At 37.6% G+C, this 19962-nt stretch carries 13 protein-coding genes; all 13 read right to left on the minus strand.

Features of this window, described 5'->3' with window-relative positions:
• Window positions 1-168: 168 nt before the first annotated feature.
• Complete coding sequence (locus tag MK409_RS04540) at window positions 169-1068, minus strand: DUF6287 domain-containing protein (protein ID WP_268705483.1); 900 nt, start codon at window positions 1066-1068, stop codon at window positions 169-171.
• Window positions 1069-1475: 407 nt separating this feature from the next.
• On the minus strand, window positions 1476-7910 hold the full coding sequence (locus MK409_RS04545; RefSeq protein WP_268705484.1) for a S8 family peptidase: 6435 nt from the start codon (window positions 7908-7910) through the stop codon (window positions 1476-1478).
• 430 nt (window positions 7911-8340) lie between these two features.
• A complete protein-coding gene (locus MK409_RS04550) occupies window positions 8341-9126 on the minus strand; it encodes an ABC transporter permease (RefSeq protein ID WP_000760747.1) in 786 nt (261 codons plus the stop codon).
• 1 nt (window position 9127) lies between these two features.
• Window positions 9128-9946 (minus strand): ABC transporter permease, encoded by an 819-nt coding sequence (locus tag MK409_RS04555; RefSeq protein WP_000240154.1) that lies wholly within the window; start codon window positions 9944-9946, stop codon window positions 9128-9130.
• A 1-nt stretch (window position 9947) separates the two neighbouring features.
• Entirely contained in the window at window positions 9948-10940 is a 993-nt protein-coding gene (locus MK409_RS04560) for an ABC transporter ATP-binding protein (protein WP_061421241.1), read from the minus strand.
• A 317-nt stretch (window positions 10941-11257) separates the two neighbouring features.
• A complete protein-coding gene (locus MK409_RS04565) occupies window positions 11258-11803 on the minus strand; it encodes a histidine phosphatase family protein (RefSeq protein ID WP_045613970.1) in 546 nt (181 codons plus the stop codon).
• A 51-nt stretch (window positions 11804-11854) separates the two neighbouring features.
• Window positions 11855-12787: an alpha/beta fold hydrolase gene (locus MK409_RS04570; protein WP_061421605.1), complete on the minus strand. Its 933-nt coding sequence runs from the start codon at window positions 12785-12787 to the stop codon at window positions 11855-11857.
• A 129-nt stretch (window positions 12788-12916) separates the two neighbouring features.
• Window positions 12917-13798 (minus strand): class II fructose-bisphosphate aldolase, encoded by an 882-nt coding sequence (locus MK409_RS04575; protein WP_033688381.1) that lies wholly within the window; start codon window positions 13796-13798, stop codon window positions 12917-12919.
• Between the two features lie 139 nt (window positions 13799-13937).
• Window positions 13938-15266 carry a sensor histidine kinase VncS gene (gene vncS, locus MK409_RS04580; RefSeq protein WP_000831365.1) on the minus strand — a complete coding sequence of 443 codons (1329 nt, stop codon included), beginning with the start codon at window positions 15264-15266 and terminating at the stop codon, window positions 13938-13940.
• Window positions 15263-15919, minus strand: a complete 657-nt coding sequence (vncR, locus tag MK409_RS04585) for a response regulator transcription factor VncR (RefSeq protein WP_000697949.1) — start codon at window positions 15917-15919, stop codon at window positions 15263-15265. Before vncR ends, vncS begins: the two co-directional genes overlap by 4 nt.
• A gap of 142 nt (window positions 15920-16061) precedes the next feature.
• Window positions 16062-17441 carry an ABC transporter permease subunit Vex3 gene (gene vex3, locus MK409_RS04590; RefSeq protein WP_000903002.1) on the minus strand — a complete coding sequence of 460 codons (1380 nt, stop codon included), beginning with the start codon at window positions 17439-17441 and terminating at the stop codon, window positions 16062-16064.
• Window positions 17442-17491: 50 nt separating this feature from the next.
• Window positions 17492-18139 carry an ABC transporter ATP-binding subunit Vex2 gene (vex2, locus tag MK409_RS04595; protein ID WP_000173736.1) on the minus strand — a complete coding sequence of 216 codons (648 nt, stop codon included), beginning with the start codon at window positions 18137-18139 and terminating at the stop codon, window positions 17492-17494.
• A gap of 12 nt (window positions 18140-18151) precedes the next feature.
• Window positions 18152-19429, minus strand: coding sequence for an ABC transporter permease (locus tag MK409_RS04600; RefSeq protein WP_268705485.1), 1278 nt, complete (start codon window positions 19427-19429; stop codon window positions 18152-18154).
• Between the last annotated feature and the right edge of the window lie 533 nt (window positions 19430-19962).

Below are 19962 nucleotides of genomic sequence, written 5' to 3' on the forward strand. Positions count from 1 at the left end.
CGCCCTTACATGAATCATTATAGCAGAGGAATTTTTCAAGAACAAGACCTTTTGCCTATCTGGTCAATATCTCTGTCTATGTGGTTGAATAGTAGTGATAAAAGAAAAAAAGCCCTAATGGACTTCTTGATTTTGCCGATTGTAACAGTATTTTTGAACAAATACCATCTAGTTTTTCTTTTCCTTTGACTCTAGAGAAGATTTGATTGCTTCTCGATCTGCTTGTAGTTGAGCTAAGTTCTTTTCTGCTTCCTCAAGTTTACTGGTATCTGGTTTCACACGATAGTAAACATCTTCTGGTTTCATTAACATCGATCCATAATCTTGGCCCGAAAGTAGTCTTTCTTCAGCATGATTGCTTTTATCCGTAATCTTTCCATCATCAGCAGGTTGCATAACAACTCCACTTGGAACAGCAACTACTACAAATCCTCCAGCAACAGAATCTTTTACCAACGCACTGATAGAAGCTGTCTCAGGGTTACGACTATCTTGACCTTTTGATACCTTTAATCCAACTACAGATTCGTACTTTTGATCATTTGTAAACCAAGTCGCATCTACTTCTCCAGAATTCTTAATAATGTATTCATTACCAGATTGACTACGCCAAGTGCCTTCTAAACTAGACAAATCATTGTTCTTGATTGCTTCAATATCTAGTTTTGGAACGGTAGTTTCTTTCTTTAACTTGCTAACAAGTGCTTCTGCTTCAGTAATTTTGGTATCTAAAGCAGTCAGTTGATCCTTGAGTTTCTGAATTTCCTCTTGTTTATCCTTATCAGCCTCATCTGTTTTTCCTTGGCTTGTAGACGATTGACTTGTTGACTCTGTAGTTGAAACAGCAGACGATGCTTGATTTGACTCTTTCTTTCCAATCAAAGAATGCGAGAAAACACTTACTAGGATTATAGCAACCAAAATACCGAGGACTAACCCAATATAGATTTTAATGTTTCTAGTTCCTCTCGCAAACTTTTTAGTTGACTGCGCCTCTGCTAATTCTGATGCAGTCGGCTTGCGGCCATTGACCTCCTCAAATTGTTTTACCCATTCTTTCTTATTCATAATTTTCTCCTTTTTGATTTCTATTCAGCCAAGCTTACGAGACTTCATCCGTTATTATCCATGGATTTTTATAATTTTTAGAAAATCTATGCAAAAAATTCTAAAATGATTAACAGCCTATAGTCCTCTAAAACGGAACGAAAACAAGTACTTGTTAATATATATTATACCACAAAAATATAAATTTTAGTTTTTATTTATAAGCAGGAGACACAGACGTTAAACAGAACCCATCTCCATTAGAAAAAGCCTGTCCTGTGACAAGGCTTTTACATATATCTCTTTAAAATCTCCTATTTTCATAGAAATCTAAATAATATATTTATAAATCAATATTTTCACAAAACTATGTCATCACCTCACTATCTAATCTCAGTACTTAAAGCATTTTTTCTATAGCTTTTGTCTTAATCTTTATTTTTTCTCTTCAATCCAAGAAAAGCTCCTACTATAAACATGATTCCGGCAGCTAATAGTGTCTGGGCTCCGCTTGCTGTTCCGGTTTTTGGCAACTGATTAGGATTGTTACTAGTTGATTTACTATTGATGTTAGTATTTTTATTAGTTAAGTTCCCTTGTTCATTTAGATAAACGTTCTTGTCAATTTCAAAGTTTTTATCATTTTCATCAGAAACAATACTGTTGACATCATTAGTTGAATCAGATTGTGTTTTTTCTTTCTTTTTCGATACATCAAAAGTAGGTTTATTTTCCTCCTCCTTTTTCTCCTCTATTTTCTTGAATACAGGTTTTATAAAGGTATCTTTTGATAGATTAAGAACATAGCCGGCGTCTTTTTTCCCTTCGAAACCAGAAATTTCCCAACCATCAAATTGGTATCCTTTTTCTAATTCACCCTTATAGACAGGTAACATAAAATCTTCTTCCGACACTATCGTTGAACTCATTTCTTTTCCATTTTGAATGGTTACAGTTACCCTATGAGGTTTTAGTTCACTTACCTCTCCCGTATCTTTGTTTAAAATGAATTCTTTTACGGTTGTATTTCTTGCGAAATCTTTTACAACAATCTTAATGTTTAGTGTCTTATCTGTTAGTTGTTTAATATCATCAAATGATTTGTATTCTTTTCCATTTACATAAATATGTTGTTCTTGAATCTCACCATCGAATCCATTATTTCTTTTATCATTGATGTTAAAGACTACAGATTTTCCGTTAGCATATTCGATACTTGTATTTCCCTTAGGATCAATGTTTACTTCTGGTTTTACATTATCATATAAAAATTGATAGTGTACTCCAACCGCTTTCGCATTCAAATCGCTATAGCCAGTTTGAAGATAAACATTTCCATCCATATCTGTTACCTTATCTGGAAATCCGTTTGCTTTATAGTCTTTCATTCCCCAGTCCATGATGTCACCGTCTTTAACATTAAGCTTAATGTTAAAATCTCTAGTGTTATCAATGTGTAAATCTCCATAGATTAAATAATTATCTACAACAGATTCATTAACTCTCAACTCCCAGTTAAAACCACCCTTATCAGAAATCTTACCTCTTAAATAAAATTCTGGATTTCGTACATAAATTTTATTAGATTTAGATGGATTAAAGTAGTTCTTGTCCATTGAGAGGTTTACTGGTTTTGCATCAATAAATAACGTAGAGCCATCTTCTTTAATAGCTTCTACATTGGACTTATCCTCTCCTGTGTACTCTTTACCATCTTTACCAAATAATACCAGTTTAGAAGGATCTGTTACAAGATTGCCATCTTTATCGATTGCCTCCCCTTTATCATTCATTTTAAATGTAAACACTTGATATCTTACAATGTTAAAGCCGTCCAAAGCCGACATTAATACTGATTGAGTACTTCTTCCATCTTCAACATTTCTACTATCAGCATAAATTGTTGTTTCTGATAAGACTCTTAGATTAGGATTGGCCTTTTGGATTTTTGCTATATCTTCCTGGCTATAGACTCCATTCCCTTCTAACATATCCGTTTTTCCAGGATTATAGGTAGTCACTTTTAGTGCAAAGCCTTTTCTTAGAATGATGTTATCCTTTAATAGATATTGTTGTTTTTCTGAATCAGAATAGATTTTACCAGATTCCATGTCCGTTAAATTGTTTGGTTTATTTTTTGAAAGATCTCCTTCTCCTAATTCTATTACATTCCCATAACTTGATGCATACGGATATTCTGTTTTAGTTTCCTTAATTTTTTCAGGCATTCTAATTTTAGTTTCAGCTTTTATCTGATCACCATCTTTAACAAAAAATCTCATATCTCCTGCAAAAGCTAATCCATCCACAATATCATTAATATTAGCGTATAAATCAAATGTCATCGCTTTTGAATGTGAATCATACTTGGTCGTTTTGATTTCTATCGATTTATAATTATTGCCATAATATACCTTGGCATTTCTAGAAACATTACTGATCTTTCCAAGAATTTCAAAGTGTCCATCTTTAGACGGGCTTAGAATGCCATAAATTTTTGATTTGATTTCGTCAAGTTTTTCAGTTTCATATTGTAAGGCACTACCATCGTCATAAGCAATGATATTTCCCTTATCGTCGTATTTATAATCGTATTCCTCTATTCTCTTACCAGTTTCACTTGTAAAGTCATCAACTTCTCTAAATTTCTTTTTAATGAGTTTCTTTAAGTCTTTGCTTTCAAAATCTCTAATTGTTGAAATAGTTTTATGAATAGTCAAGCTAGATTTTTCTTCGGTAGCCTCTTCATTTTCTTGATGATGATGTTCTACTTCAGTTGTATCTTTTTTAAGACTATCCTCTTTTCTATTTTCTAAATTTTTAAATTTAGATTCGGAAATCTCGCCAAGCTTTTGGTATTTAGATGAATCTTGATCAGGATCTACTAGATAATAGGAAATCATCCCATTTTCATCAGCATGATCAGCAAATTTAATTCTATGAATCTTTGTGAAATTGCTAGAACCGTCTAATGCAATCACTTCAATGATTTTGCCCCTTAAATCTCCTGCACCTTTAATTTCATAAATGGTATTTCCGTCTTTGTCAAGTTTTCTATTTCGTCCTTGACCCTCACCTGCATAAGTTACTTCAAGATTTTTCTCAACCTCTCCATCTTCATTAACAAGAGCGGCCCCAGCATACCAAACTTCGTTGGCAATCTCGTCAAATTTTTCAGGATGTTCTTTTTGATCTCTCGCAAATAGCGTTTCATTCTTGTATTGCTCTTTGACCTTGTGATAAGTATCCTTTGTAATCAACTTAATTTTTTCAGGGTTTGAAAAATCAATTGAAACAATCTTTGGAGGGGTGTTATCAATTTTTACAGGAATATAGGAAACCTGCCATGGGTAATCCTTGGTTAATCTATATTTAAATTTATAGAAATATTGGCCTTCCGCAATCGGTTCAAATTGTCCTCGTATCTTAGTAGCAGGATCTTTTTTGTCATTACTTTCTGGGGCATTTTCTTCTCTACCTCTCGGGTTATAAATGAGTCCATCCCATTTCAAGTCACCCCAAACTTTTAGCTTAGAAGATTTAATGCCCTTTGCATCATTTCTTTTAGAGTTTAAAATTCCTTTAATAAAGTGTTCTCTCGAAATGACTTTTAAGTCTTTTTGATTTTCTCCTTCTTTATTTGTATTTACTATTGAAATCACCCCTTCTTCTGCACTTCTTAATACAAGTGGAGAAGGCGTTAATCCTCTCTCAAGTTGAGCATCTTGAGGATTTCCATTTGAATCTAAAGGATAGATTTTAGCAATATTAGAGCCACTTGATGAAGGTGCGTTGATTCCTTCGTTATTGAAAGCAAATAATTCTGGATTTTGATCTAGGGATGTTGTATTTTTATCTTTTCTATTTTGGATAACTCCTGCTGGATTAAATTTATCTATACCATGTTCTCCACCAATCCCCTTATTTAAGGTACCTGGAATTTTTGGTTTACCATCATCATCATAACCTTCCATTGCTTTTGATTTTGATCCTTCTTCCCAGGCCCATTTATCAAGGATTGGTTCGTGGTTCCAATTCCCAGCAAATCCCATTAGAGGCATCGACAAAGAAGGTTGGAAGTTTCTTTTCTTACCGTTGGAGTTTAGAGCTTCCATTTCTTCCACTGACTCAAAATGAATAAATGATTCTACAAATTTATTTTTGTTTTTAGCTTCTCCAACATTTATAACCGCATTTAAATCAAAGCTGGAATTTGGACCTATAGTGAAAGTATCATGCTCAAATGTGATATTTGCTCCTTTGACTTTTTCTGGGTGAATTTCTGGAACAATTTGCTTCCCGTCCGGAGATTTTTCATCTTTATATGTTTCATCGAGTTTTAGTCTATCAGTTAGAGCATCTGTAGTTACTGCGGATGCTGAAACTTTAAAGGTTAGAGGTCTATTTGAGGTATTGTGAAGCTTGATTGTAAAGTATTTTTTATCACCTTTTATTTCTTTAAGAGAAATGGAACCATATGAATTTACCAAACCTTTAGAATCCGTGTTTTTAAAAGTAGCTACAACTTCATTTCTCAAAGCATTAGCAACATTAATTAGCCCCGCTCCCTGCTGTCTAGGTGATGCAAAGTATTGACTCTTTTCTTTCCAAGAGGTTGCATCCATCATAGGTCTTGCAGTATTTTGTAGGGCTATTTTTGTAAGACTTGTGAGGTCTATTTTGTCATCTCCCTTAAGATTTTTCAAGACAGGTCTTTCAAGCAATTCCTTTAATTTTGGCCGAATCAAAACAGTAGAAGCTGCTACGATTGGAGTTGCCATGCTAGTTCCTGACATATAACCATAAGTGGATTTACCATTAATAACATTTAGAGTGGATTTAATATTTTTACCAGGTGCTGAAACATCCGGTTTTAAAAGCAAATCTGTTCTTGGCCCCCAAGATGTAGACCCTGCTGGAACGATAATATCTTCTTTATAAAGTTCTTTGTCTGTGTCAGGTGCAAATTTAAAGTCAATTTCTTTTTCATCACCTACATTCGGTTTATTAGAATTATAGCTTTCCATATCAATTGGATAGTATTGTTCTAAGTTATCTTTAAAATCTTCCTTATTATTTCTTTTGACTTCAGTTTTTTTATCAGGGTTAATCATGTTCCATAATTTTACACCATCATCTCCTGAAATTGAAAATACTTGACTAGTAGTCCCTTCATCCGCTTCATATCCCATAGCTGGAAGGTCTGTCCAATTATCTCTATTGTAGTAATTTACAGTATTTACAACCATAATGGCACGTGCGCCTTTATCCATAGCTCTTTTAAAAGCATCTTTTAAATCCTTGGTATAAATTCTATCCATTACTGCAATTTTGCCCTTAAGATCCAAGCCTATCAAATCTTGGTCTTGACCTTTACCTATATATACAAATTTTAATTTATTTGGAGTTTTTGACCCATCCTCATTTGTTAGGATTTTATTTTTATCGAAAAAAGCTCCTATATTTCTGTATTTAAAACTTTGTCCTCCAATGTTAACTTTATCAAATTCAATTGTTTGATTTTTAGCAGAAGCAACGGCTATTGCATCTTCATGTGCGGCAGTTCGTGTTACATTTCCAGTATCTGTCATTTTCAGATTATTATTGGCTACTAAATCCCAAGAAGAACTTGAAGCAGAAGTCGCAAAGTTACCTGTAGCAACAACCATTGGGATTCCTGCTTTTCTTAATGCTCTAATAGCCTCCCAATATTTCTCGCCTACAAGACCTGTTCCCGTAAAGCCAGATGATACCGAAACAACATCGACATTGTGTTTGATTGAATCTTCAATAGCATGAAACATTGTTTCATCACCCGCAAACCCAGATCCTGCGTCAGAGTACATTTTATAAGAGAAAATTTGTGCATTAGGTGCAATTCCATCTATGCCATTAAAGTTCTTAATGTCTTTTTCAGTATCATTTCCAGCAAGAATCCCTGCAATATGCATCCCATGTGGGTCAAAATAATCCCTACCATCATCATATTTTTCTACAGTGATTTTACCACCATTATAATAATTGAACGCATGAGGGATTTTATCACTCAACCAATAATTTTTATCAGTGCCTTTTAAGTCTTCTTTTTTAAATTTCATTGAGTCTTTGGCATCATCATCGATCCTCATAGCCTTATGCCTATAATCTGTTCCAGTATCGATATTTGAAATGACCATACCTCTACCATCAAAATTTTTCCCAAATGGAACATTAATAGACTTTAGGTAATCAATAGCTTCCTCAACTCCAATTTCCTTTCTGGCATGATTCATCATTGGTTGGACTTTTTGTGATCGTTCAACCGACGAAACACCTTCTATTTGTTTAATTTTGTCCAAATTATCTGGAGTTGTTTCAATGGCAGCGCCATTAAAAATCGTATTATAGGTATATAAAACTTTTGTATCCTTAAGATTGGATAGTTCCTTAATTACTTTTTCTCCAGATTGTTTATCTTTAAATTCAGCAATATAGACAACTTTATCTTCTTTTTTGGGACTTTCCGTGTCCTTACTTGTAGACGAGTCTGCATTATATCCTTTGGATTGATTGGAGTCTTCTTTGATACTTGCTCCTTCGTTACTAGTTTTTTTGTCTATCACAGACTTTTTACTAACAACCTCTTTTTCCTCAATAACTGTTGTCTTCTTCTCCTCAGTATCCTTTGAAGTTTCTATAACATTATGAAGTTCTTCAGATTGTTCATTGTTTTCTGTTTCTTTATCTGCTACTACTTTTTCTTTATCAGAAATTCTTAAAGCATCTTCAGAACTAGGTGCATCTGCTAAAATTACCTCATTTGGGGCATATGCTGCTAAAATAACTGCAGCAGTAGTTAATGACAATACCGTACTTTTTTTCATTATAATTCCTTCATTTTTTATTTTAAACCCAATAGATAGAAAACTTTAACTTTGCTAGCCTTTGTTATAAAAAGTTTTATGACGTATTATCTAGTGGGATAGAGTAGTACATTTATATATAATTGTTAGCTCTCTGAAAAATAGTATATCAATTAAAAAAATTTAAGTCAAGAAAAATTAACCCAGGTTAATTTTTTTTTTAATCCATGTTAACAAATAGGTTAGTCAATAAATATTATAGTTAACTGGGTACAATATAAACTCATTCCTCCCATCAAAAATATTATCAATCAACTGGAATAATTACCAAAATCGCAAAAAGGGGTATGGATAGAATTCGTGCCTTAATAAACATGCAAAAACAACCGCAATAATTTTCAACGGTTGTTTTTAACATATTTAATTTTTAACTCTCATCCTATTTTATATCTTAAGAACCCGCACTTTCGTAAGCGTCCAAGCCCCTGTCCCAGAGTTTTAAAGAAATAACAAAGAAAACAAGGGAAATCAGAATCAACCCACCAATGTTAAAGAGCCCGTCTTTATCCTGCAAGAAATAGCTGGCAGGATAGTAGGCCGTAAAGGCGAAAGGTACGATAAAGCTAATTAACCAACGAAGAAGGGAATTGTAAATGGAAATTGGGTACTTGGCAAAGTCATTAAACATATAAAAAATGTAAATCATGGCACCTGACTGCTTGGTCCAAAAAGCGATACTGGCAGTCGCGATTTTCAAGGAAGTATAGATCAAGGTCGCAAAAGGAATACAGACTAGAAAAATCAGGAATTTTGGAAGAGTCCAAGCAATACTAGATACCGTTGTCGCTAACAAAATACCACCGACCAATAGTTCGCCCAAGGCATCAATCTGAAAGGTCTCAACCAAGATGTGAAAAAGAGGATTGATAGGACGCGTCAGGTACTTGTCAAACTCTCCTTTTCGCACCAAACGTTGCCCCAGAGCCCAGAGATTGTCAAAAAAGAGATGATCTAGTCCCTTGGGAATTAAGGAAAATCCATAGATAAAGGCGATTTCTTGAAAAGTCCAGCCTTCTAAGGAAGGAATGTGTTGAAAGAGCACATTGAGAAACAAGAGGTTCAGGCCTTGAGTCAGAAAAACTCCTAACACGCCCACCACAAAATCGACCTTGTATTCCATGATTTGCTTGATGTATTGTCTGATAAAAATCAAATGCATGCGTTGATATTTTTTCATACTAACCTCCTTGAATAGTGATAAAGGACTGGACTCGTTTCCATATCAACTGAGACAAGCCCACCATCACTATGAGCCAGAAGAACTGTAGCAAGAGTGCTTGAAGAATCTGACTGGCATCGTATTTCCCAACAATGATCATAACTGGAGTATAAATCAAAGATGAAAAAGGCAAGAAGGACAAAATATCAGAAACAATCTTTGGAAAGAAAGCCAAGGGAATCAGACTTCCAGACATAAAGGCCACTATAGAAGTCTTGAGTAGATTGGAACCCCATAGATTTTTAAAGACAAAGGCTGAAAATCCAAAGCAGATATTAAAGAAAAAGTTGATTAGGTAGGCTAGAGTTAAGCTAAAAAGATAAAGGATGGTTAAGCCCAGCAATTCTACAATTCCTTGTCCTGATAAGATTTTCATCAAGACAATGACACTTAAAAATGGCAGTCCAACAGAGATAAAAATCAACCACTTGGAACCAAGCTCCGTAAAGAGATAAGAGGCCGCAAAATGCACTGGTCGCAACAAGCGCATGATAATGGAACCATCCTTGACCTCCTCCCCGATCATAAAGGAGCTATCCGACCTAGTCAAAAGATTGGTCACAAAACTCATAATGATGTAGAGGGTGATGTCTGCCATACTAAAGCCCTGAATCAAAGATTCTTGCGAGGAATCAAAGACAGCCTTCCAGAGATAGAAAGCAACAAAAGCTCCCATAACATCCCCAATCCGATAAAGTAGAAAGTTGACTCGATAGGTAATCAACTCCTGAATCCCTGCATTGATAAAGGGTTTATAACGTCTCCACAATTTGACCATCTTAGAGCTCCTTTCGATAGAAGCGACGGATAATATCCTCAATATCCGTATCCACCATCTTCAAATCGCGGATTTCAAAATCAGACAGGGTTTGCTTGATAATATCAGCCGAATGGTAGCGGGAACTATCGAATTCAATATTGAGACTGTTTCCTTGTCTATCAATGGTCATATCCGAAGAGCCTTCATAGTGAGAACGGAGATGACTTTGACCTGGTAGCAGTTCAAAGGAAAGAGTCTTCACCTTGCCAAAGGTTTCCTTGAGCTGGCTAACCGTCCCATCAAAAATCTCTTGCCCCTTATCAATCATAAAAATCCGATCACAGAGCTGTTCAATGTCGCTCAGGTCGTGAGTGGTCAAGAGAATGGTTGTCTCTTCCTCTTGGTTAATCTGAGTGATAGCTCGGCGAATGTTATCCTTGACCGAAACGTCCAACCCAATGGTCGGCTCATCTAAAAAGAGAACCTTGGGATTGTGAAGCAAGGAAGCCGCAATATCTGCCCGCATCCGTTGACCAAGTGAAAGAGTCCGCACGGGATCCTTGATAAATTCCTTCAAATCCAAGACTTCATTCAAAAAGTCCATGCGCTTATGAAAGAGCGAGTCTGGCACATCGTAAATCTCTTTTAATACCGTGTAGGTTTCTTGCAGCGCCAGATCCCACCATAGCTGGGTACGTTGTCCGAAAACGACTCCGATATCCTTGACATAGTCTTGACGATTGTCCTGAGGAATCTTGCCATTGATCCGACAATAGCCAGATGTCGGTTTTAAAATCCCTGTCAGCATTTTGATGGTGGTTGACTTCCCAGCACCATTTGCCCCGATAAAACCTAAAATCTGCCCCTTGGGAACTTCAAAAGTCAAATCCTTGACCGCTTCAAAGGTCTGTTTTTCAGGATGAATAAAGGAGCGCAAAGCTCCCTTTAACCCCGGCTCCTTCACTGTCTTCACAAAATTTTTCTGAAGATGTTCCACTTCTATCATTGCCATAAATCTCTCCCTATCGCAAGGAATAGCAACATTGTATTTTTGACTACAAATATCTAAATCCTTACTTTCTACACCTTCTACATTTTATTACTACAGAAGGCTTTATACCAACCTATTATAGTCCAATAAAAACTAGAATGCAAGCGTTTGCCTATGGATTATGAAATTAGAGATTTCTCTCTTAAAATCATACTTTTAAACAAAAATTCTGGTTTGATATTTTCCTTAAAACACCAAAAAACCTGCCCATTGGGCAGGCTACGAATTATAAAAAGCAAACTATTTTGACCTATATGATTCACTATTTAATCAAAGAACTAATCTTTCATAATTCTTTTCACAATCCCATTTCTATCAATTAGAAAACAATCTGGAAAGGTCATCTGCTCCCATTTTTCATAATCAAAACTGGAATCAAAGTGATGTAGTAGTATTCCTATCAAATTCCCGTGTGAACTAAGTAAAATCGTTTTTTCTGAGTATCTCTCTTCCAATTCCATTAAAAAATTTAGTACTCTAGCTAGTGCATCTTGATTTGATTCCCCTTCTGAAAGAGATTCACTGGGATTTTGCCATAAATATTTAATACTGTCTTCAAACTCAGAATCTTTTATAAAGGTTGAAGATAATTTTCGCTCTCGTAACCGATTATCAAGAACTATTTTATCAAATTGAATTGGCGAGCTATTAATCGTTTCAAATGCTCGTTTATAAGGACTGGAAAAATAATAATCAATATTAAAAGAATTCAAAAACTCTAACTGGTCAAGAGATGAAAATCCTTTTTCTGATAAAGTTCTATTAAAATCATCACTTGAAAATCTTGAATGAGCATGTCTAAGTAAAATATAAGAATTATTCATAAGTCATTACCTTTCAATTATTATCATCAGTCTCAATGGATTTTTAAGCCCTCAATTATTCTCTAAAAATTCTTTAATGCGAGAAACAATAGCATCGCTTTGATAATGATAGAGGTCATGAGGCGCATCCATATAGACAACTTGAACATTAGACTGGTCACTTGCAAATCTCTCTGCATAACGTTGCCACTCAAATTGGCTAAAGCTAGTACCATCACCATTAGAAACCATTAGTAAGGTGGGAATTTTCGGATTAATGTTTGAGGGAACTTTCTTGGCATTTTCCTTTACCGTTTGGGATTCACGAAGCATGGCTTGTGACATCAACTGCTTATAAGCTAGAAGTTTATATTGTTTTCGTTCACTCTCAATCAGAGTTTGATTTTTTATATAAAAGGATTCAGGGAAATAACGTAATAAACCAATCTTGCTGCTCCAATATGCCACAGTTAACAAGGCATGATTTTGCTTTAAATCCTCATAACTTGACGGCAGTGCCCAATCCAGGCCAATCAAGGCTTTCACTTCATTAGGATACTTCTCCTGCCAAGCCAAACTCTCTAGACTAGCCATGGAATGAGACAGAATGATAAACGGCCCTGTGATATTTGCTTGCGAAAGAGCTTGACGAGTCTCAGACAAAACCTCCATCACATCTCTTGAATAATTGCTATCATCACTATAACCATATCCCGCCCGCTCCACTATAACTACCTTATACCGTTTCGATAAGGATTCCGATACTTCTTTAAAATCCAATATAGGAGAAGCAATACCAGCACCTGAGAGAACTACTATAGTCTCAGGACCATCCCCCTCAACATAAACATTTATTTGATGTCCATTGACGAGAACTTGTTGCCCCATAGGTGTCAGTGAGGCTTGTTCCTTTTCCAAACAGATACGGTGAAAGATGAATGTAGCGAGTAAAAAGAAAAGAATGAAATTAAGAAAGCCAAGAAACCATTTTTTCAGTATTTTCATAGCATTATTGTACAAAAAATAGAACCTTTTAGCAACTTAAGATTGGTTCTTCTACAGTATATTGGCTATATATTCACAAACCAAAAAACCCACCCAATGGGCAGGTTCTGTATGTATTGTTCAGCTCGATTAAGCTTTACCTTCTGAACCGAATACGTCGATACGTTCTTCAACTGACGCTTGGATAGCTTTTACACCGTCAGCCAAGAATTTACGTGGGTCGAAGAGTTTCTTCTTGTCGTATTCTGCTTCGTTTGCTTCGTAGTCACGAGCAAATTTACGAGTTGCGTTAGCGAATGCGATTTGGCATTCAGTGTTAACGTTAACTTTCGCAACACCAAGTTTGATAGCTGCTTGGATTTGCTCATCAGGAATACCTGATCCACCGTGCAATACGATTGGGAAGCCTGGAAGAGCTTCTGTCAATTTTTGCAAGTGGTCAAGGTCAAGACCTTCCCAGTTTGCTGGGTAAGGACCGTGGATGTTACCGATACCAGCTGCCAAGAAGTCGATACCAGTTGCAACCATTGCTTTAGCGTCTTCGATTGGAGCCAATTCACCTTTACCGATGATACCGTCTTCTTCACCACCAATAGTACCAACTTCAGCTTCTACTGAGATACCTTTAGCGTGTGCTTTTTCAACAACGTCTTTAGCCAATTTAAGGTTTTCTTCAACTGGAAGGTGTGAACCGTCAAACATGATTGAAGTATAACCAACTTCGATACACTCAAGTGCATCTTCGTAGTGACCGTGGTCAAGGTGGATAGCTACTGGTACAGTGATCCCCATTGACTCAACAAGGTTAGCGATCAAGTTGCGAGCAACTTTGTAACCACCCATGTATTTAGCAGCACCCATTGAAGTTTGGATCAAAACTGGAGCTTTTTTAGCTTCTGCTGCACGCAAGATAGCTTGAGTCCACTCAAGGTTGTTTGTGTTAAATCCACCAACTGCATAACCGTTGTCACGAGCTGCTTGGACAAATTTTTCTGCTGAAACGATTGCCATTTGTCAGGCCTCCTATATATTTTTTGGGACATCCCATTTACATTGTTCATTTTATCACTTTTTGACAAAAAAAGCTAGTTTTTCCCATACTTTAGATTGAATTTCTTCCAACTCAATCAATGTAAACCCTTTCTTTCCCTTAGTCTTGATCGACTTTAGGATAAGACATGAAGAAGGTCAAACGATCATCTTGCATCTCAAAATGATAAGGTAATTTCTCGTGTTCTAATAAACTTTTGACCACAAAGAGCCCCATTCCTGAACCCTTGGCCTTGCGACTAGCATTGCCAGAAAAAGACTGAGCCAATTTTTCTTGTTCTTCAGGACTACAGCTATTCTCGATAAAGAGTTCTCCTTCTCTATCGCCAATGCGGACCAGGCCACCTGAAGTGGAGTGCTTGATAGCATTGCTGATGAGATTCGATAGAATCAACTTCATGACAGATGGGTTTATGTAAGCCTGCTGATGGGACAAGCTAATGTCTATCTGAACTTTTCTTTCCTTGGCTAGTAAAGTATAATCCTTAACCAGAGTTTGCGTCATTTGGAGTAGGTCGATGTTTTCCTTCTCCTCTCGCAATTCCTGGACCGAAGAAAGAGAAAGTATCTGAAGAACGTGGTGACTGAGGTCATCCACAATCCCCAAGGCAACTCCCAGATAGTGGTCTCTATCTTTATAACGACCGATATTTTCTTTCATATTTTCGATTAGGATTTTGAGACTAGCCAGAGGTGTTTTCAATTCATGAGAGGCCCCTCGTAGGAATTCAACCTTCATTTTTTCTAACTGGAGAATGGCTTCATTCTTGTCATGCAAGTCCGCAATGACAGTCAAAAGATGCTGGTAAAGGCTATTGATTTGTTCCTTAAGATCACCGATCTCATCCTTAGAGTCCACGCGCAACCGCACTTGAGCATCCAGGTCCATCATCCGACGGGTCACCCGCTTGATTTCCAAGATCGGCGCAACAATGGTCCGAGCATAGATGTAGGCCACCAAGAGGGAAATCAGAAAGGATGCCAGTAAGGTATAGGGGAGAAACTGGAGACTAATCTGCTCCGCTTCCTTTTGCAGGTCCATCGAAGCTAGAAATTGAAGTGTCATAGTGCTACCATCTTGGGTTGTCACCTCACGCTCCTCGATAAAGAGAGAGGTGGTCTGGCGATTCGTGTCCAGAGGAAGATTGTCCTTGACCTCCAACTTGTCCTCGGTCATCTCTCCCTTAACAGCCCCCTTGATATCACTAGTCTGGGAATACAAGTCCAACACTTGCTCGATACTCTGCCTATCTTTCCCTTCTAGGGACTGGGCAATGGCTGTCGCTTTCTGGCCAATGGTTTCCTGACGATGACTTAGATAAGTTGATGGAAAGAGAAAATAAATGGCTAAATGAAGACAAATAACCAGAACACTAAAAATCGAGAAGGTATAGATAAATATTTTAGTAAATAGACCTGTTCGTTTCATTTTCGCTCCAATTTATAACCAACATTACGCACAGTGAGGATACAATCCAAGTCTAGCTTTTTCCGCAGTTCCTTGATGTAAACATCAATAACACGGTCAAAAGGCACCTCATCTGTCACCTTCCAGACAGCATCGATTATCTGAGATCGAGTCAAGGCCCGTCCTTCATTTTTCACCAGATAGTCCAAAATTTCTAACTCTTTAGCATTGATAGCCACTTCCTCGCCTGCTAGGCTTGCACTGTAGCTCTCAAAGTCCACCTTGGTATTCTTATAGGAGAAGATTCGTCCCGTATCGTAGTAGCGCTTGAAAATCGCATCTACTCTCACTTTTAAAAGGGAGAGTGAGAAGGGCTTTTCCAGATAGCCATCTGCCAGAGAAGCAAAGGCACTCATCTTGTATTCTTCATCCTGAAAGGCAGTCAACATCAAGACAGGAACCTGACTGGTTTTACGAATCTCAGCTAGGACTTCTAAACCATTGAGCTTGGGCATCTGGATATCCAGTAAAACTAGTGCTACTTCATAGCTGGAAAATTGTTCTAGAGCTTCCTCACCGTCCGCAGCCTGAATGGTCTCATAACCACAATCTGTCAAATAGTCACTGATCCCCTCACGGATCATCTCTTCATCTTCTACAATTAAAATTTTCATAGAAAAAACGTTTCACATTCCTTTAAATTTCTTGTAAATCTTCTCTGTTTCATCCTGATAGGTAGAGTCCTTATCAAGATGAAATAGATAAAAATGCTACCTATATTATACCCCATTTAGGGGAGAATAGGTAGCAAGTTTTTTATTCACTATCGAGCAAGAGCTCTTTTGGTTGTTTTCTAAGGAGATTGCTTGAGGCAAGCGCCATAACGAGAACCACTAGAACCAGAGCAAGGACAAAGACGATGATGAAGTCTGATGTCTGAATGGAAATGTCTAGGCTCGACAAGGTCTTGCTAAAGCCATCTACTTCTGCACCACCACCAAGATTAGAGGCTTGAGCAGCCTTGCTGGCTTGCTTGGCAACACCTGAAGTGACATTGGCAAGAACAGTATTTCCGATGGCACGGGCTGTGTAGTTGGCTAGGAAGTAAGCCGAAACAAGAGCAGGAATGGCAATCAAAATCGATTCGGTGATGAATTGCCCCAAGATACTTGCCTGCTTGAGACCGATAGAGAGGAGAATTCCCACTTCCTTGCGACGAGCATTGATCCAAAGACTGAGCAAGAGTGCAAGGAGAAGAACTGAGAAGCTCAAGCTACCCCAGAAGAGGAGGTTGGCCATCTTGTACATACCAGAGATGGATTGCTCTAGAGCTGGGTAGTTAGAGGAGCTCTTCACAAGTGTGTAGCTCTTCCAGTTAATACCACTGATACCATTCAACTCTTTCATGACGTCATCCAAGTTCTTGTCTGCTGTTACAAAGAAGGTTGCGTCCCCATAAATAGCTGTGTCTTCTGTGTATCCATAAAGTTTTGCAGCAGTGTGAATGTCTGTGATAGCTGTGTTTTCATAGAGTTCTTGTGAGTAGGTTACTGCAGACTTATTGTGCCCATCAAAGAGTCCCTTGATTGTAACTTCGACTGTTTCCTTGGCACCTTTTTCATTGTCTGCATCGTAGATATTGGAGTCTAGTTTGACCTTATCTCCGACTTTCCAACCGTGTTTAGCTGCCAAGTCCTTGTGCATGAGGATCTTGTCTTTGTCGTCGTTGGTTAGGTGCTCACCTTCAACCAGCTTATATGAGCCAGAGACAAACTTGTCTTCTTTAGAGGAGTCATTGACACCTGTAATCATCAAACTGCTTCCAAACCGTTTTGCTCGGTCAGCAGTGAGATTTTTCTTGGTTTCTGGCGTTTCAATCAGGTCGTATCCAGTCAAATCTCCGATGGCGTTGATGCGTTTAACATAAGACTCGATGGCCTTATTTTCGGTGATTTTTTTGATATCCTCACCCTTGATATTCCCAGAACCACGTGGCGTTCCTTGATTGACGCGACGATTGATTTGCATGGAGAAACTATTGGTGATATTTTTAAAGGTCTCCTGAGAAGCCTTGGCAGTAGCTCCCTTGATCGACAAGCCGACCAAACTCAAGCTCGCCATGAGGAGAATAATCAGGAAGATAACAATAGATTTGAAAAACTTCCTTGTAACATAGGCAAATGCGTTGTGTAACATAGGTTCCCTTTCTAGATTTGATTTTATAATTCTATCAAAACAAGCTCATCTTATTTTGTAGTATTGCGAGTTTCAGTTAGTTTCTTATTCTTCAATTCAAGTGTAATATCTGACGCTTGTGCCACTTCTTTACTGTGGGTGACGACAATCACACATTTACCTGTTTTCTCGGCAAGTGATTTGAGCAGTTCGATAATATCTCCAGCAGTTTTAGGGTCCAGATTTCCTGTTGGCTCATCAGCTAGAATAACTGGAGCTTCTGAGACTAAACTGCGAGCGATGGCTACACGTTGCTGTTGACCACCTGATAACTGGAGAACGTTCCGCTTGATCTGACTTTCATCCAAACCAAGCTCAAGAAGTGTATCCTTGCTGGCTTTTTTGTTGACCAAGCGGATATTTTCCAGCGGAGAAAGATAATCTATCAAGTTATAATTTTGAAAGACCAGGGAAATATGGTGCATGCGATGATAAGAATACCCCTTGTTCCGAATGTCCTCTCCTTGGAAAAGGATAGAACCCTCGACAGGGCTATCTAGACCAGCAAGTAGGGACAAGAGAGTGGATTTTCCTGCTCCTGACTCACCAATGATACTATAAAATTTTCCGGGTTCAAAATTATACTTGATCTGATATAAAACTGCTTCAGCAGTGTTCTTATAACGGTAGGTAACATCTTGCAATTGTAATAAAGTCATGATTTCTCCTTCTTAACTAATAGATGATAAAATTTCTTTCGGCGATTTTCTAAATAGAAATACGAAACAAAGGGCTACAGACAAGCAACCAATCAGGAGCAGAAAGACATAGGATTCTGCAAAGGATAGGAGACTGGTTGATAGACCACTTGCTTTGGCCAGCGTGTCCTGTAAGGTTGCCTGATCTCCACTGGCTAGTACAGTTTGGAGTAGATAGGATGTGATGGCATTTCCAGCGATAAAGGATGGAAGCAAAGCTCCAAGTGATACCAAAACTACCTCTAAACAGAACTGGAGGAAGATCGAACTCTTGCCTTTTCCAAGTGCCAGAAGAATCCCCACTTCGTAGACCCTTTCTCTCAACCAGAGAGACAATACCAAAATTAAGGCTCCTGCTCCAGCTATCAACATCCCATAAAGAAAGATGGTCAGGAAGGTTTGGAAGGTTGCCACTGAGTCTTTGATTTGTTCAAAGGCCTTGTTTTCCTTCTCAACTTGGTAACCTTGACTTTCTAAAGCCAAGTTTTCCACCTGCTTCATGAGTCCGTCCATTTCCTTAGGATTTTTTACATAGAAGCGCGCTGCACTGACTTGAGGTTCACTATTTCCCAGAAGCGTTTGACTGCTTTCATAGTCTGTAAAGACCTGGTTTTCACTGAAGTCGGAAGACAAGCCTGTGAACTTTTCTTGTTTTTTACCAGAAAAGATGCCGACAATTTCAAAATCAACTGTTTGCCCTTTTCCAGCTTCGGACTGACCAGCATCCAAGCGAATCTTGTCATGAAGCGAAAGACCATTCTTCTTGGCTAACTCTTCATGGATAAGGATTTTCTTGGAGTCCCCTTTTTGAAGGTGTCGCCCTTCTTTTAGATTGAAAGCCGAACTGGTAAAGGTGACATCCTTGGATGAATCCTCGAGAGCCGTTAAGCTAACCAAGTTCTTGTCTGATGCTGACAAATCATCGCGTTCTACGCTCTGCTCACCACTCACCGCTTCCTTATCTTTTAGTTTTGCGACCGTTTCTAGTTCAGGAGAGACATTTTCCAGTCCCTTAATCTTGCTCACGGATGCAAGGTCAGACAACTTGAAGGTCTGTCCATTTTCGATCTTTTTGATAGAAAATGAAGTATTGAGTGATTTGTAAAGATTGCTTTCTACTGTTTTGTTGGACTTCATCAGCGTCAAACAGGCTGAAATTCCTGCTAAAAGGACAAATAAAATCAGAAATAAAATAAAACTTCTCAGTCGTTTTCTGCTGACATAAGCCCAAGCTCTTTGGATTGGATTCATTTGTCACCTCCATATTTGTAAGACTATTATAAAATCCAAATATGAAATGTTTATGAAATCGAAAAAACTTTTTGATTTATTTTTGAAAAAACAAAAAAGCTAGCGTCCGCTAACTTTTCTTCTTATCTAAACAAATAATTTACTAATCAAAAATCTACTTCATTCTATATATGATGGGCATCATCTTTCAGCTAAGTATTTTTCAATTTCTTCGACTTTTAATTTCCTGACTTGTGTTTGAGGAAATTCTTGATAAGGCTAGATAGAAAAGCTTGGTTGCAAGTTGTCGCATCTTTTATCTGGATTCTTCTTGAGGTAGTCTGCTAAAGCTTCCCTGTTGGCAAAAATCTTATATGAAATCCTTCCTTTATTTGACTTGATTTGGTAAATGCCACAGCTTGTCTTCATACTATAATCTGCCGCCCGTAAATAATAGCTAGTAATTTCTAGCGATTTGAACGGAAAATTCCAACGCTGTAAACCGTTTTTCGTATGCTCTATACAGATACAACGACCACAATGGCTACAAATAT

The sequence above is a fragment of the Streptococcus oralis genome (assembly GCF_026782375.1).
Classification (GTDB): domain Bacteria; phylum Bacillota; class Bacilli; order Lactobacillales; family Streptococcaceae; genus Streptococcus; species Streptococcus oralis_CL.